This window comes from Polyangium sp. 6x1 (assembly GCF_029946515.1).
In the GTDB taxonomy this organism is placed as follows: Bacteria; Myxococcota_A; Polyangia; order Polyangiales; family Polyangiaceae; genus Polyangium.
On sequence record NZ_JARZHH010000005.1, the window covers coordinates 176,244 to 192,875 of the forward strand.

Sequence of the window (16,632 nt, forward strand, 5' to 3'; positions counted from 1 at the left end):
CCAAGCAGCCGCGCCCCGCTTTCGTTTGGCCTCGGGATTGACTAGGATGGCGAGTCACCCGAGGACGCCTCAGCGCATGCCGGAGACGAAGAAGATCACCCCCGGCCAGGTCATCGCCGGCCGGTATCGCGTGATCCAGGAGATCGGGCGCGGCGCGGTCGGCTCGGTGCACCTCGTGCAACACGTCCATACGGACGAACAGTTTGCGCTCAAAGTGCTGCACGACCCGGCCGCGGCGAGCCCCGAGAAGATCGCCCGCTTCCGCGTGGAGGCGCGCGCGCCCGCGCGGATCGACAGCGATCACGTCGTGCGCATCACGGACGCGGACGTCGCGCCTGAGCTGAACGGCGCGCCCTTCTTCGTGATGGAGTACCTCCGCGGCCGCGACCTCGGCGCCGAGCTCGACCTGCGCGGCACGCTGCCCGTCCCCGAGGTCGTGCTCTACATGCGGCAGGCGGCCCGCGCCCTCGACAAGGCGCACGCCCTCGGCATCGTCCATCGCGACCTCAAACCGGAGAACCTCTTCCTGATCGAGCGCGAGGACGGCGTCCCTTGCATCAAGCTCGTCGACTTCGGCATCGCCAAGCTCACGGGCGACGCGGCCACCATCGCGCAGATCGTCTCGCGCACGCAGACCGGCCGCATCTTCGGCACGCCGCTCTTCATGTCGCCCGAGCAGGCCACGGGCCGCGCCTCGCTCGTCGGATCCGCGACGGACGTCTGGGCCCTCGGCCTCGTCACGAACCGCCTCCTCACCGGCCGTGATCACTTCGAGTCCGACACCGTCGCCGAGCTCATCGGCAAGATCGCGTATGACCCGATCCGCCCGCCGAGCGAGCTCGGCACCACGCTCGGGCCTGCCTACGACGCGTGGTTCCTCCGCTGCTGCCATCGCGAGATCGGCCGACGCTTCCGCTCCGCGGGCGAGGCCGTCACCGCGCTCGCCGCGGCGCTCGGCGTCGAGGAAGGCGACGCGCTCATCGACGCGGTCATCTCCTCGCGACGCGCGATCGGCACCCTCGCGTACAGCGAGACCATGCGCGCGCCGCCCTCGGGGCGCGACTCCATCGACATCCTCCTCGACGCCCTCGAGTCGAAGGGCCCGCCCGCGCCGTCCGCGCCCGCAAACACGCCTGCGCTGCCGGCGATCAAGCCTCCGCCCGTCCCCCGGCTCCCGGCCACGCTCTCCGATCCGGAGCTGCCCCCGCACCTGCGCCCGCCTCCGCCGAGCACGAGCGCGGTCGTGAGCTCCGCCGACGTCGCGGCGCGACCCTCGCTCGAGATCCCTCAGGTGCCTCGCGCCTCGCGTGGCTCCGTCTACGTCGGGCTCGCCGTCGCCGCGGCGCTCGCGGCTGGTCTCGTGCTCGCCTTCGTCTTCGTTCAATCGAGCGGCACCGACGCGCCCGTCGCCGCGACGAGCGCCTCTCCCGCGGCCTCGGGCGTCCCGTCGTCTGCCCGCGCGAACGTCACGCCGCCGCCTTCGCCCTCTGCTTCTGCCCTCCGCCCGGCCTCCTCGGTCGCGCCGGCCGCCTCCGCCTCGGCCGTGCCCAGCGTCTCGCCCCGGGGCACGTATCCCCGCAAGGATCCGCTCTCTGGCCGCCACTAGGATCGACATCGCTTGCGCCCTGATCGCCTCGTCACCGTCCTCGTCGTCGCCGGCTACCTCCTCGCGCTCATCCTCGCGGGCACCTACGTCACCCGGCGATCGAAAGGCTTCTCCGACTACGTCACGGGCGGCGGCAAGATCCCTGCGTGGATGCTCGCCCTCTCCTTCATGGCGAACTTCGTCAGCTCGAACTCCTTCGTCGGCCACGCGGGCAAGAGCTACGAGGTCGGGCTCGGCTGGTGCGCCGTCGGCGGCTTCCTCGTCGTCGCCTGCGCGCTCTCCTTCCACTTCTTCGCCCCGCGCTTCGCCGAGTTTGCCCGGACGAACGGCACCCACACGCTCCCCGATTTCTTCGAACGCCGTTTCGGCTCTCGCCCCCTCGCGGTCTTCGTCCAGTGGATCGTCGTCGCCACGACCCTGCTCTACGTCCTCGCCGTCTTGCGGGGCACGGCCCTCGTCGTCGCTTCGGGCATGGGCCTCTCGTACGAGGCGGCGCTGCTCGTCGTCTACCTCGTCACGATCCTGTATTGCCTGCTCGGCGGCCTCTGGGCGGACGTGCTCACGGACGTCGTGCAATCGGTCGTCTTGCTCGCGGGCGCGGTCCTGCTCTTCGTCGCGGTCGTCACTGCGTCGCCCGATCCCGGCGCACCTCCGCCTCCGCCGGTTCGGCCCCTCTCCGTCGCGCAGCTCGTCGCGGTCGGCCTCTCGGGGGCGGTCAAGCTCGTCGCCGATCCGAAGCAGGTCATGGTCTTTTATGCCTTCGGCGGCGCCGCGCAGGCCCGCCGCTTCCGGCACATCGCTCCGCTCCTGCTCCTCCTCGTCCTTGGTTGCCTCTTCCCCGTCGGCTACCTCGCGCGCTCGCTCGTGCCCGTCGTTCGTGACGCCGACGAGATCGTCCCGCAGCTCGTCTTCGAGCGCGGCCTCCTCGGCGCGGCCTTTGGCCCCGTCTTCCTCGTCGCGCTCCTCGCGGCTTCCATGTCCTCGCTCGACTCCGCGTTGCTCGTCGTCGCCTCGTGCCTCGAAAAGCACGTCGTCGCCCCGATCGTCCGGCGTGAGCCGAGCGAGCGCCGCACCCGCGTGATCCTCTTCCTCGTCGCGACGGTCGTCCTCCTCCTCTCCTTCCGCCCTCTCGGCGACATCGTCTCCCTCTCGACCCTTGCGGGCGCGCTCCTCGGCGCCTCGCTCCTGCCCCTCCTTTGCGTCGGCCTCTTCGTCGCCGCGCCGATCCCGCCGCGCGTTGCGCTCCTCTCCCTCACGCTCGGCCTCGTGGGGGCGCTCGCGGGCAAGCTCGGCCCGAAGGCGCTCGGCCTCCGCTCGCCCTGGCTCCAGGACATCTTCGTGGGCCTCCTCCTCGCGACCGTGCCCCTCGTCGTCCACTGGGCGAGGCGCCCGCGCGCCGCCGTTTCCGTTCCCGGCTGAGCCGCCCTCCGGCCGCGACGCACGGAGGCGTGGCCCGGACGAAGACCGGTTTTTCGGGGACATACAAAGCGTGCGAAAATTCGAGAAAAGCCGAGGATCCTCCGTGGAGTTTCCTTTTTTTGCGGGTCAGACTCTTCCCCGGAACATCTGATTTCTTTCTGGGGGGGGGCTTAAATGAACACGAATCGAGCATTCGTGGCGGCTGCCGTGCTCATGGCATGGGGAGCGCTCGCCGCGTGTAGTAGCTCGGATACGATCGAGCAGAGAACGGGCCCCGGAGGCGCGCAGGACGAGGCCACCACGACCTCCGGCGACAGCGTCGGCGCGGCGACCGTGGGGCCCGGCGGCGCTGGTGGAATCGGCGGCGCTGGAGGCGCGACGCCCGGATCTGGCGCAGGCGGCGCGGGAGGTGAAGGCGGAAGCGGAAGCGGCGGCGTCGCTGCAGGCGGAGGCGGAAGTGGTGGCGTCGCCGCGGGCGGAAGTGGCGGCGAAGGCGCAGGCGGAAGCGGAAGCGGAAGCGGAAGCGGAGGCGGAGGCGGAGGCGGCAGCGTCGCTGCAGGCGGAAGCGGCGGCGACGGCGGAAGTGGCGGCCTCGCCGCGGGGGGAAACGGCGGCGCCGGTGGAATCGATCCCACTGGCGGTGGCGGCTTCGGCAGCGCTTCCGCTGGCTGCTCGGGCGAATTCGACTGCAACGACGGCATCGACTGCACCGTCGACGCATGCGTCGCTGGCGAATGCAAGCATGGGCCGGACAGCAACAAATGCTCCGACGGGAAATATTGCAACGGCGTCGAGGTATGCGACCCAAAATTCGGCTGCGTCGACACCTCCGATCCTTGCGACGACGGCATCGATTGCACCGTCGATGCCTGCGACGAGGCGATCGACGCTTGCACCTACACGCCGCACGACGCCCTCTGCGACAACAAGATCACCTGCGACGGCGTCGAGACCTGCCATCCCATCCTCGGTTGCCTGTCCTCCGCGCCGCTCGACTGCAACGACGGGCTCCCTTGCACCGACGACTACTGCGATCTCCTGGCGGACGCCTGCAAGCATCACCCGAACGACGGCAAGTGCGCTGACGGCCTGTTCTGCGACGGCGTGGAGACCTGCGACCCGATCCTCGGCTGTCAGGCGGGGACGCCCGTCGACTGCAACGACGGCGTCGCCTGCACCGCCGATGCTTGCAACGAGGCCACCGATTCCTGCGACGCCGTCCCCGAACACGCATCCTGCGACGACGGCGTGTATTGCAACGGCAAGGAGACCTGCGGCGCCGGCGGCTGCATCGCAGGCAATCCCATCATCTGCGACGACAACCTCTCCTGCACGAGCGACGCCTGCTCCGAGGCCGAAGGCGGTTGCATCTTCACCGCGGTGAACGCCGCCTGCAACGACGGCCTCTACTGCAATGGCGTCGAGACCTGCTCGACCGCGGGCCCCGCGCCCTCTGGCTGCGTCCCCGGCACCTCGATCTCCTGCCCGGCCGATAGCGTCGCCTGCACCCTCGAGGCCTGCGACGAGGCGATCCTCGGCTGCAAGTCCACCGCCGACAACGCCGCGTGCGCCGCCGGCGAGCTTTGCATCCCCGGCGCGGGCGGCTGCACCACGGCCATGCCTTGCGTCACGGCCGCCGATTGCGACGACGGCGACGCTTGCAACGGCACGGAGACCTGCGACGTCGTCTGCAAGGCCGGCACGCCCGTGAGTTGCAACGACGGCATCGCCTGCACCATCGATTCGTGCGTCTCGATGACCGGCGCGTGCATCCACACGCCGAACCACGACGTCTGCAACGACGGGTGGGCCTGCAACGGCGTCGAGACGTGTGATCCGGGGCTCGGCTGCGCCCTCGGCACGCCCGTGATTTGCGACGACGGCATCGCCTGCACCTACGACCTCTGCCACGACCCGGGCGGCACCTGCGCCCATTACGCGCAGGACTACATGTGCGACGACGACGTCTTCTGTGACGGCGCCGAGGTCTGCGATCCGTTCCAGGGCTGCATCGAGGGCGAGCCCGTCACGTGTAGCGACGGCATCGCCTGCACCGCGGACGTCTGCGACGAGGTGCTCGATACCTGCAAAGGAATCCCGGACGACTCCCTCTGCCCCTGCAACCAGACGTGCGACGCGGAGCAGGGCGGCTGCGGCAATTTCTGCAAGGTCACGACCTGCCAGGGCAAGGTCTACGCCTGCGGGGATTGCGTCGACAACGACGGCGACTGCAAGACCGACTCGGCCGACGATCAATGCCTCGGCCCCTGCGACAACACCGAGGACAGCTTCTACGGCGGCATCCCTGGCCAGAACAACTCGCCTTGCAAGAGCGATTGTTACTTCGACGCCGACACCGGCTCCGGCAACGATGCGTGCTACTGGAGCCACAAATGCGACCCGCTCTCGGTCGCGCCGAGCTACCCGCCCGAGGGCAGCCAGTGCGCGTACAACCCGAACGCCAGCATCCCCGGCTACAGCGGCACTTGCAGCATGGCCGCGCAGACGCAATCGGCGCTCTGCGACACCTATTGCGGCCCGCTCACCCCGAACGGATGCGATTGCTTCGGCTGCTGCTTGCTCCCGTGGGTCGACCACGCCGTCTGGCTCGGCTCCGAGAACCCCTCCGGCACCGGGAGCTGCACGCTCGACAACGTCGACGATCCGTCGAAATGCAAGCCCTGCACCCAGGTCCAGGCCTGCGACAACCCCTGCGAGACCTGCGAGATCTGCATCGGCAAGCCCAACCTGCCGCCCGAGTGCGCCGAGCAGCAATGCGCCCCGGGCGCCGACAAGTGCGGCCTGCCGGGCCAACCGTCCTGCCCCGACGGACATACCTGCATCACGGGATGCTGCGCCCCGATCCCGCAATGAGCGCGCCTCTCCCCGCCGCTTGCGCAACCTGATCGAATGAGCTTGCGCGAACTGCGCAAACGCTGCTTGCGCAGTTCGCGCGCCGTGAAACCCGCCTCGCCCCGGACCTCCTCATTTCCTCCCGAGAATCGCTGCCGCGCGCTCGTGGCACGGTCGCTGCTCTTCGGCCCCTCGAGCCCGCGGGGCGGGCTCGAGGGAGGTCCACGTGAGACGGCCGAATCGAGTTTTTCTCCTCTGCGCGCCGGCCCTCGCCATGGCGTTCGTCTGCTTCGGCAGCGAGGCGCTCGCGCAGGGCAATGCCACCATTCAAGGCAAGGTCATCAACGCCGCGACGAACCAGCCGGTCCCGGACGTCGCCGTCACGGCCACCTCGCCCGCGCTCCAGGGCGACGAGATCGCCGTGACCGACAAGGCGGGCAATTACCGCATCCCGAGCCTGCCGCCCGGCGACGGATACGTCATTCGCGCCGACGGCGGCACGAGCTTCCGGCCTTATGCTTCCAAGCCCTTCACGCTCCGCGCAGGCGGCACGGCCCTCGTCCAGATCCAGATCATCCCCGAGGTCATCGATACCGGGATCGTGATCGTCGTGGAAGGCAACGTCCCCGTCATCGATTACACGACCGGCGTCAAGACCAGCGTCGGCCCCGAATTCACCCGGCGCGTCCCGACGAACCCGCCGACCGGCAAAGGCGGCGCGACCCGCTCCTTCGAGGGCCTCGCGACCATCGCCCCCGGCACCTTCACCGACACGTACGGCGTCGCCGTCAATGGCACGACGTCCCCGGAGAACGGCTTCATCATCGACGGCCTCTCCGCCAACGACGCCGCCTTCGGCATCCTCGGCACGCCGCTCTCCAGCGAGTTCGTCCGCGAGGTCAACGTCATCACGGCCGGCTATTTGCCCGAATATGGCCGCTCGATCGGCGGCGTCATGGATGTCGTCACGAAGAGCGGATCGAACGAGTTCCACGGCTCCTTCTTCAGCGCCATCACGCCCGGCGCGCTCGAAGGCCGCCGCACCCTCATTCCTCGCGAGGGCAGCACCATCCAGACGAACCCGAGCCTCGCGACCATCCAGGACATCGGCTTCGAGCTCGGCGGGCCCATCCTGCGGGATCGGCTCTGGTTCTTCACCGGCGCGAGCCTCGCGATCCAGAAGACGCGCCTCGATCGCACGCTGAACAAGCTCCTCTTCGTCGAGAACCCGGACGGCACGCCGGCCGTGGACTCCATGGGAAATCCCATTCCGATCCGTGATCCCGAGACCGGATTCCAAGAGACCGCGCTCCTGCCGGGCACGCAATCCACCCATTACGCCACGAACCGCACGTACCAGTACATCGGCAAGCTCACGTGGAAGGCCCATCAGGACCACACCGTCTCGCTCTCGGTCTTCGGCGTCCCGCAGACCTCCGGCGGCAACGGCGATTATCCGTTCAACCTCCAGACCGGCGGCTCTTCGCCGAACCTCCAGGGGCCTTACGCGGCCTTCGGCGGGATCAACGAGTCGTTCACGAACAACGTCGTCCTGAAGACCGCCTCCTCTTTTGCCGAAAAGAAGTATCTTCTCGACACCACGATTGGCTGGGTCCACGGCTCGGTCGTGCAGGCCGCCGCGGATGGCAGCGGCGTCGGCGACATCGGCTCGCCCGGCACGATGGCGGGCATCCCCAACGTCGCGTGGCGAAGGTCCACCGGCGGGCGATATCCGATCACCGAGTTCGAAAACCTCCCGGAGGCAGCGCGAGAGCAATGCGCGCCCGGCGGCAGCGCGGAGATCGCCTCGCTGTATTGCCCCGTCGTCAACTACTTCACGGGCGGACCGGGCATCCTGCGCAAGGCCACCCAGAACCGCATCCAGGGCCGCGCCATTTTCACCGCGATCGGCAGCCTCCTCGGCCAGCACATCCTCAAGGCCGGTATCGATTTCGAGTTCCTCGATTACACGAGCGCCCGCGGCGTCAGCGGCGGCAATGCATTCCGCGAGACCTCGGACGGCGCGTTTTTCCTCGACGCCCGCCGCTTCGGCTTCCTCGAGGGCCCCGATCGCCCCGTCTTCTTGAACCAGTTCTCCACCACCTCGCGCTCCTATACGGTGGGCGGGTTCGTCCAGGATAGCTGGAACATCCTCGAGCGTGTCACCCTGAACCTCGGCGTCCGTTACGACGCGCAGGTCGTCACCGGCAATGACGGCCGCATTGGCATGACGCTCCCGAACCAGTGGTCGCCCCGCGTCGGCGTCATCTGGGATCCGAGCCGAAAGGGCCGCGCCAAGATCTTCGGCAACTTCGCGCGATTCTACCAGGCCATCACCCTGAACCTCGTCGACCGCTCCTTCCCCGGCGAGCTCCAGGTCTACTCCCTCCGCGGCTCGAACGTCTGCAATCCGCGGGATCCCGCGCAGGTCCACGGCGCCTGCGACGACCCGCAGAACCTCACCACGATCACGGGAAACACCGATCCCACCCGGAAATTCGGCGCCACCGGCTCCGATCGTGTCCCCGTCGATCCGGACATCGAGCCGCAGTCCTCCGATCAGTTCGTCATCGGCGGCGAATACGAGCTCTTCACCGGCGCGAAGCTCGGCGGCGCGTACACCCACCAATCGCTCAACCATGCCGTCGAGGACATGAGCCGCGACGAGGCGAACACCTACTTCATCGGCAACCCTGGCCAGGGCATCGCCAAAGACTTCCCCGAGGCCGTCCGCGATTACGACTCCTTCATGATCTTCTTCGAGAAGGCGTTCGCGAATCGCTGGCTCGCGCAGGCGAGCTACACCGCTTCCTATCTGCGCGGCAACCTCGCCGGCCTCTTCCGGCCCGAGACCCAGCAGCTCGATCCGAACATCAACTCCGATTTCGACCTCATCTCGCTCCTGCCGAACCGCGAGGGCCCGCTCCCGGGCGACAGGACCCACTCCATCAAGGTCTTCGGCGCCAAGGAGTTCATCCTGCCCGGCAACATCTCGCTCAGCGTCGGCGGCAGCTATACCGCCCGCTCGGGCACGCCCATCAACGTCCTCGGCTCGCACCCGCAATACCTCACCGGCGAGGTCTTCATTCTCCCGCGCGGCGAAGGCGGACGGACGCCCTGGGTCCATTCGATCGACACGAACGTCACCGCGGGCCTCCAGCTCGGCAAGGACAAGACCGTCACGTTCGGCGTCGACATCTTCAACCTCTTCAACTTCCAGACCGTGACCGGCGTCGATTCGAATTACACGTTCGCCGACGTGCGCCCCATCGCCGGAGGCAAGATGGACGACCTCCCGGCGGCGAAGGGCAAGCTCGTCTACTGGGACGGCCGGCCCTTCAACGACGTCGACAAGAACCCCAATTTCGGCAATCCGAACGCATTCCAGCTCCCGCGTCAGGTCCGCTTCAATGCGCGGGTCACCTTCTGAACGCCCCGACGAGGAGACGAACCATGAAAAAAGGTCATTCCTTCCTCGCAGTCCTCGGCCTCGGCCTCGGCCTCGCCTCGTTTGGCGGCGCGTCGTGCTCGCAGCCCCCGATCCAGTGCGTCGTCGGGCACGGGAACTTCATCGCGAAATACACGCTCGTGGAGGGCACGGGCTCGTGCGCCGACCTCGTCGGCGAGAAGATCGGCCTCTCCACGTTCCTCGCGCCGAATGCCGATCGGACCCTCGCCGATTACGACAAACGCAGCATCGCCGTCCAGTCCGACACCTTTGGTGGCCTCGTCCGCGAGCGTGAGGGGCTCGGGGCAGGGGAGGACGACATCCCTTATGCGCTGGGTGCGTACACGACAAACCCCGACGAGCGGGATCTCTGCTTCGCCGGCGGCGCGGCCGGAACCTCTGCGCTCGCGCCCGCCGAGCTCGACCTCCCGGAGGCCGAGGTCATGGACGCCATGGGAAACCCCGTCACGCTCCCCGCCAAGCGACTCCGACAAACCTGGGAAAACCTCTCTGTGTACGTCACCGCCGCCGCGCCGGGCACGCAGGTGGTCGGCTCGATGAAGTACGAGGACCTCATGGAGGGCTGCTCGGCGACGTACACGTTCGTCGCGCTCTTCCCGGCGGTCCATTGCGCGAAAGCGGACGCCGACGGCAAACCCACGAACGAGCCGGACGACGCGCTGTGCGATCCGAATGGAAATGCCGCCGAGGGCCGCACGCCCTCCGGGATCAACCCTGATTACCGCGTGAAATGTGATCCCACGCTGCTCTATTGCGTGCTCGACGAGACGCCGCGCGCCGCGCCCTGATCCTCAGGCGCCCGCGTCGAGCCCGAACGGCCCGACCTTCCGCGGCGCGGGCGAACGCTCCCGCGCCGCCCGCGCTTCCGGCTCTTCGAGATCGCGGCTCTCGGCGAGCGCGTAGATCGCCACGATCTCCGCCATGTCGAACACCCGATCCTGCGGCGGATTGAGCAGCACCTCCAGCCGCTCCCGCGCGCGCTCGTCCGTGACCCGCCGCTCGATCGCGATCGGAATCACCTGCCGCGACGCGAGCGCCTCGCGCAGCTCGTCGAACCGCATCACGCCCTTCTGCTCCGCCGCGCGCGGGCCTGGCTCGAGCCGCACGATCTCTTGCCCGTACTCGCCGAGGATCTCGTCGTAGAGCGCGGTCACGCCCGGCACGAACGCGCTGTGCACCATGAAGTAGTTCTTGATCCGGTCGGTGCTCACGAGCGAGAGCCGCAGCCGATCGGCCGACGCGAACCCGCATTTCTTCGCGTCCACGAGCCTCCGCGCGTGCTCGCCCTTTTGCACCGAGGCGAACTCCGCGAGCACGTGCAGCCGCTCGCCCCGCGCGAGCTCACCGCGCTCGAGCGCCCCCACGAACCGCAAGAGCCGCATCGTCGTGCGCGCGTCCCGATCCACCGCGTCGGGCTCGCTCAGGAAGATCACCGCGCCGACGGGCCCGCCCTTCCGCGCGCACTCCACCGCGAACGACGCGAGATCGTGCCCGCGTTGCGTGTACACCGTCACCCGCCCGCCGTGCTCCAGCGGCATCGTCACGCCCTCGCGCCCCGGCGGCGGCACGTCCCGCTCGATGCCGATGCCGAGCGACGCGAGACGCGCCGCGAGTGGCATCCGCTCGTCGCCGCGCTCGCCGAGCACGAGCGTCGCGTCCACGCCGGGCATGAACCGCGCGAGCTCTTGCACCATCGCCGGCAGCGCCGGGCTGTACCCCACGACGAGCACGCGCGAGAGCAGCCCCCGCGCCATGTGCGCGTCCTCCGCCCACGCGCAGACCTCGGGCCGCGGCGGCGTCGCCGGACGATCCGCCCGCGTGATCCCGCGCCCCATCACGAGCTCCCGCCCGTACTTGCGCAGCGGCGCGTACGTCGCCGTGACCCCGATGATCCCGCGCAAGAGCTTCGTCGGGATCTTCCCCGCGCGCGCCCCGAGCTTCCACGCGCCCGAGCCCTCCTCCGGATCGCGCAGCGGATTCAGCCATTGCTCCAGGTCCGCCACGGGCACGAGCCCCCGCGTCCGCTGCGGCGTCGTCTCCCCCAGGAACACCCCCGTGAGCAGCACACCGCGCTCCTCGTACGCCGCCCGCGCGAGCCGTTCGAACGAGACAAACCCGTCTTCGCCGCCGAGCGCCTCGATCGCCTCCGCCTCGCCGGGCTCGACGAACATGTGCGTGTAGAACTCGGACCCGTCGGCCGTCATGAGGTCCGTGTACAGCGCCTCGACCCCCGGCGTGACCAGGTGCTGACACAGAAAAAGCCCTAGAAATCGCGGCATGTCGAGCGGGAACGTATGAGGTCCACCGATCGCCATCACGAGCGCGCGGTTCTCGCTCTCCACCACCTCCACGAAGACCTGCGCGTCGTGGTTCTGCGCGCGGAACGACGCGAGCGTCATCGTCGTCACCGCGTCCGCGTCAGGCCCCGCGTCCGCGCGCGACAGCAGGATCGCGCGCTTCGCCGTCGCCGCCGACACCCGCCCGAGCGCGTCCGGATCCCAGCCGTCGCCCTCGCGGTACATCACCCACCGCATCATCGGCTCGTAGAGATACCCGGGCGGATCCTCCGTCGTCCCGAGCAGCGCCATCCGCGGCAGGGCGTGCCTGCGTGGCATCGCCCCGCGCCCGAGCAGCCATTGCAGGATCTCCGCCGGCCGGAAGAAGCTCCGGAGGATCCGGTTCCGCTCGTAGAGCCGCGCGAACTCTCGCACGAGCATCTCCGCGTCGTGCACCGGCCCGATCACGAGCGAGTGCTCGTCGTAGTCGACCGTGCGCCGCCGCTCGGCCCGCACCACCTGATCGACGATGTTCGAGCCGATGCCGATGATGAACGACACCACGAACACGCCCACGATCGTGAGCCCGAGCGAGAGCACCGCGATCGGCGCGGGCACCTTGATCGTCCCGACCAGGTTGTCCGCGCTCTCGAGCTGCCGGAACGCCCACCACACCCGATCGATGAAATCGGCGTCGGCTGCGAGCCCGCTGCCCGTGTAATCGTAGCGGATCGCCAGGTGATCCAGCACCACGGCCGCGCCGAACGCGAGCGACCAGACCGCCACCGTCACGAGCCCGAACTGCTGGAGCTGCTCGCGCCGCGTCACGATCGAGTACACGTCGGCCGCGAGCTCGCGCGCGAAGCGGAGCAAGAGCAAGAGCCGCGCGAGCCGGAGCGAGAGCAGCGGCGCCACGTACATGGGATCGCCGATCTGCTCGAACGGCAAGAAGCTCAGGAGCGCGAGCAGATCGACGACCAGGAAAAACCATTCGAAGCGCCGGATCTCCTCGCGGGGCCTGCGCAGCGCGATCCAGCGCAGGGCGAGCTCGATCGTGAAGACCGCGAGGAAGACGGGCCGGAGCGCGTTCTCCAGCCGGGGCAGGGGCAGGAGCGAGACGAGGATGCAGATCGCAAGCGCGATCTTGACCGGACGTTTGTCGAGCAGCGCGGCGACGCGGCGGGGGAGGCTCGGTGCCCGAGGGGCCATCGCGCCGCAGCATAGACCCCCGGACGGCCGCGTTTCCAGCGGCCTCCGCGCGCCTCCGTCAGGACGAGAGGAGCGCTTCGCTCGTCGCTTCGAGCTTCTCGCCCGTCGCCTCCACGACTTCGAGCGCCCGCACGTCCTCGCTCGCCTCCGCCGCGTGCGCCGTGTCCGCGAGCAGGTACGCGCGCCGGAGCGCCGCCACGTGCGCGCCGATCCGTTGATCCACGCGCCGCGCCACCGCCGCGGGCGCGTCCGCGAGCGCGCCCTTTCCTCCGGCGCGTGCTCGTTCGAGCCGCGCGCGCGCCTCGCCGAGCCGCACGAGCGCTTTCCAGCTCGCGCGCACCTCGCGCGCCGCCGCCGCATCGAGCAGCCGTTCGTCCACGTGCCTCCGCAGCGCCGCGCCTTCCCGCAAGGCCGCGCCCGCTTCCTCGCCACAATCCTCTGCGAGCCCATCGAGCGCGTACGCCACGGGATCATCCGCCTCCACGAAGAGCGGCAGCGCCGCGAGCACGGCCGCGACCAGCGACGCGACCACGCGGATCGCCGGCGACCCGCTCCCGTACGCCGACGTGATCGTCCCCGCGAGCGCGCCCGCCACGAGCGCGCCGCCCACGTGCGCGAGCCGCGCCGTCCCGGCCTTCACCCGCGTCGTCCGCTCCGCGTACGCGAGCGCCACGAGCGCTGCGCCTGCCGCGGCCGGCGACGTATTTCCCACGAGCGCCGCCGACAGCGCGCCGAGCGCCCCGCCTGCCGCGGCGAGGCCGTCGAGCGTCGCGCTCGCGGCGAGCGAGAGCAGCACGCCGAGCGCGAGCAGCGCGATCGATCCCGTCACGAGCCCGAGCCGGCCCGCGAAGGGCCACAAACCGAACGCCGCCGCGGCGGCCACGAGGAGGGCGAGCTTGCGCATGATTCCTTGCATCTCCAACGGGTTTGTCGTTCAGTACGCCGCCGCGCGGCCGAGGTTCGAGAACTCCTTGTCGGCCATGCTCCGCGCCGCCGCCTTTGCGCCCGCGCTCTTCGGCGGCGCCGCGTGGATCTCCTTCTTCGCCCGCTCGTAGGCGTCCACCTGCGCCTGGATCGCCGTCGCGGCCGGCGCCGGCGCCGCCTCCGCCGCGGCCTTGAGCGCGCCGATGTTCTCGTCGACGATCCGCTGCGCCGCCTGCATGTCGCCCTGCTCCAGCGCCGCGGCCGCTTCGAGCTGCCGGCTCGACGCGAGCGCGCTCGTCGCCTCCGCGAACGCTGCCCGATCCACGCTGCGCTCCGCCTCCCGCGCGTCCGCCGTCCCTTGCAGATCGAGCGGCGACAGCGCCACGCGCGTCCGCTCGCCGCCCACGAGCGACCAGCCCACCTCGCCGCCGATCGCGAGTTTTTCCCCGGCCTCCGCGTTCGCCGCGAGCTCCACGACCACGCGCCGCTCGTCGCCCGCGAAGAGCGATCCGATCCGCAACGTCACCTCGCGCCCATCTGCTTCCGTCCGCGCCTCGGCCCCGATCGCCCGGACGAACCGCACGCCCTCGGGCAACACGAGCCGCGCCTCTGCCGCCTCGATCGTCGTCGCGGCCGTCTCCTCGAGCTCGCGGCGCAGGAACGTCCGGAGCGCCGCCCCATCCTTCACGAACGCGAAGTTGCCGCGCCCCGCCTCCGCGACCCCGCCCATGTACCCCGGATCGAAATCGAGCCCGATCCCGAGCGACGACACCGTCACCCGATCTTCCGTCGCGTCCCGCGCGATCCGCTCCGCCTCGATGCGCCCGCCGTCGAGCCCGTCGCTCACGAGCACCACCCGCTTCACGCGCCCCGGCGACGCATCCGCGAGCGACCCCATCCCTCGCGACAGCGCGGGCGGGATGTTCGTCCCACCGCTGGCCGATAGCTCCTGCACCATCCCGAGGAGCCGCTCCCGCACGTCCCCCACGCGGGCGATCGGCAGCAGTACCTCGCTGTCCGAGGCGTACCGCACGAGCGTGATCTGATCGTCGTCGCGCAGCTCGCGGACGAGCTCCGCCACCGCGTCCTTCGCCTGCTTCATCTTGCTCTCGGTCATCATCGAGCCCGACGTGTCGAGCACGATCGAAAGCGCGAGCGGCGCCCGCTCCCGCGCGTCCGACCGATCTGCCCCGATGCGCAAGACGGCCGAGATCCGCGCCTCGCTCCCGCCGAACACGCGCGACTGCGTCAGCGTGATCGACCCGCGCGCCCCGCGCCCCGAGAACGTCGCGCCCGCGCCGCCTTCCATCGGGCTCGCGAACGCCATGTTTGTCCGCGCGCCGAGCGGCGCCCTGTGCAGGATGAGCCCCCCTGCGCAGAGAGCGAGCAGGCTCGCCGCGAGCGCGCGGCGCGTACGAGGGACACGGAGCCACCGGTTCGTCATGACACACTCCTCCCGGCACACGCCGGACGCCCGGCGCGTGGAAACACCGCCCTCGGGCGCTCGCGAAGGGGAGCGCGTGGGGCGACGAACGTCAGCGGCGCACGACTACGGACGAGCGGGCCGTTCGGTCTAAATGACGTAGCGTCACGTTTCGAGACGTGCGAGAGTCCCGACCGATCGAGGGAAACAGATGAATCTCAGTGAACCGCTCAAGCAGCGTATCGAGGCGCTCGTTCGGTCCGACCGCGTCGTGCTCTTCATGAAGGGCTCGCGTCGGTTTCCGCAATGTGGGTTCTCGAGCTCCGTCGTGCAGATCCTGAACGAGGTGCTCCCGAGCTACACGACGGTGAACGTCCTCGAGGATCCCGAGATTCGCGAGGGCATCAAGGCCTACGCGAGCTGGCCCACGATCCCGCAGCTTTACATCGACGGCGAGTTCGTCGGCGGGGCCGACATCGTCCGCGAGATGCGCGAGAGCGGCGAGCTCGCGCAGAAGCTCGGCGGGGCCGCGGGCGGGGGCGAGGTCAAGGCGCTGAAGATCACGATCAGCGAGACGGCCAAGCGCGCGTTCACCGAGGCCGCGGCCGACGCGCCGGGCGAGCTGCTCCGCTTCGAGGTGAGCCCGCGCTTCGAGTATGGCCTGTTCTTCGGGCCGCGCGCCGAGGGCGACATCGAGGTCGACGCGGGCGGCCTCACGGTCCTCGTCGACAAGGCGAGCGCGCGCCTGGCGGACGGCGTCTCCATCGATTTCGTGGAAGGCCCCGAGGGCGCCGGCTTCAAGATCGAGAACCCGAACGAGCCGCCGCGCGTCCGAAACCTCTCCGCGCGCAAGCTGAAGGAGATGCTCGACGCGGGCGAGCGCTTCGAGCTCGTCGACGTGCGCACCGACAAGGAGCGCGCGATTGCGCGGATCGAGCCGGCGAAGCTCCTCGATCAGGCCGAGCTCGCGCGGCTCGAAGGCTTGCCCAAGGACACGCCGATCGTCTTCCATTGCCACCACGGCGGTCGCAGCCGTTCGGCGGCCGAGGCGTTCGTGGGGCGAGGTTTTTCCAAGGTGTACAATCTCGAGGGTGGCATCGACGCCTGGTCGGTCGCGGTCGACCCCTCGGTTCCGCGGTATTGACGAATCTGGGAGGAAGCGCGCGTGTCGTACCACATGACCACGTTTCAGGGCTCGATCCCCGCGGCGATCGAGCAGGCCATCAAGGAAAAGATCAGCGACGCCGTGGTGGAGGTGCAGGGCGGGGGAGGGCATTTCGAGATCTCCGTCACGAGCAAGGTCTTCGCCGGCAAGAACACGCTGGAGAAGCACCGCATCGTCCTCGGCGCGATCGCGCACCTCATGGCGGGGAACGACGCCCCCGTGCACGCCGTCGACAAGCTGAATACCAAAGTCCCCGCGTGACGAGCCCGGTCCCTCTCTGCTGCTAGA

The 16,632-nt window shown here is 69.6% G+C and carries 10 protein-coding genes; 7 read left to right on the top strand and 3 right to left on the bottom strand.

Annotated features, from left to right (window positions below; translation table 11 throughout):
• The first annotated feature begins 76 nt into the window (after window positions 1-76).
• From QHF85_RS08085 to QHF85_RS08105, 5 genes are all read left to right on the top strand, one after another.
• Window positions 77-1,606, top strand: coding sequence for a serine/threonine protein kinase (locus QHF85_RS08085; protein ID WP_281326497.1), 1,530 nt, complete (start codon window positions 77-79; stop codon window positions 1,604-1,606).
• Window positions 1,607-1,618: 12 nt separating this feature from the next.
• The gene (locus QHF85_RS08090) at window positions 1,619-3,025 is read left to right on the top strand and encodes a sodium:solute symporter family protein (RefSeq protein ID WP_281326498.1); all 1,407 of its coding nucleotides are present in this window, start codon (window positions 1,619-1,621) and stop codon (window positions 3,023-3,025) included.
• A gap of 174 nt (window positions 3,026-3,199) precedes the next feature.
• Entirely contained in the window at window positions 3,200-5,899 is a 2,700-nt protein-coding gene (locus QHF85_RS08095; protein ID WP_281326499.1) for a hypothetical protein, read from the top strand.
• Between the two features lie 205 nt (window positions 5,900-6,104).
• Window positions 6,105-9,308, top strand: a complete 3,204-nt coding sequence (locus tag QHF85_RS08100) for a TonB-dependent receptor (RefSeq protein ID WP_281326500.1) — start codon at window positions 6,105-6,107, stop codon at window positions 9,306-9,308.
• 23 nt (window positions 9,309-9,331) lie between these two features.
• Window positions 9,332-10,135, top strand: a complete 804-nt coding sequence (locus QHF85_RS08105; RefSeq protein WP_281326501.1) for a hypothetical protein — start codon at window positions 9,332-9,334, stop codon at window positions 10,133-10,135.
• Between the two features lie 3 nt (window positions 10,136-10,138).
• Here the strand turns inward: QHF85_RS08105 and QHF85_RS08110 are convergent, their stop codons facing one another.
• Genes QHF85_RS08110 through QHF85_RS08120 form a run of 3 tightly spaced genes read right to left on the bottom strand, consistent with a single transcriptional unit; the run spans window position 10,139 to window position 15,200 of the window.
• Window positions 10,139-12,832, bottom strand: coding sequence for an ion transporter (locus tag QHF85_RS08110; RefSeq protein WP_281326502.1), 2,694 nt, complete (start codon window positions 12,830-12,832; stop codon window positions 10,139-10,141).
• 58 nt (window positions 12,833-12,890) lie between these two features.
• Complete coding sequence (locus QHF85_RS08115) at window positions 12,891-13,736, bottom strand: hypothetical protein (protein ID WP_281326503.1); 846 nt, start codon at window positions 13,734-13,736, stop codon at window positions 12,891-12,893.
• Between the two features lie 30 nt (window positions 13,737-13,766).
• Window positions 13,767-15,200, bottom strand: a complete 1,434-nt coding sequence (locus QHF85_RS08120) for a VWA domain-containing protein (RefSeq protein WP_281326504.1) — start codon at window positions 15,198-15,200, stop codon at window positions 13,767-13,769.
• A 190-nt stretch (window positions 15,201-15,390) separates the two neighbouring features.
• On the opposite strand from QHF85_RS08120, the gene grxD reads away from it, so the two are divergent.
• Window positions 15,391-16,323: a Grx4 family monothiol glutaredoxin gene (grxD, locus tag QHF85_RS08125; RefSeq protein ID WP_281326505.1), complete on the top strand. Its 933-nt coding sequence runs from the start codon at window positions 15,391-15,393 to the stop codon at window positions 16,321-16,323.
• A gap of 21 nt (window positions 16,324-16,344) precedes the next feature.
• A complete protein-coding gene (locus tag QHF85_RS08130) occupies window positions 16,345-16,605 on the top strand; it encodes a BolA/IbaG family iron-sulfur metabolism protein (protein ID WP_281326506.1) in 261 nt (86 codons plus the stop codon).
• Window positions 16,606-16,632: the final 27 nt, after the last annotated feature.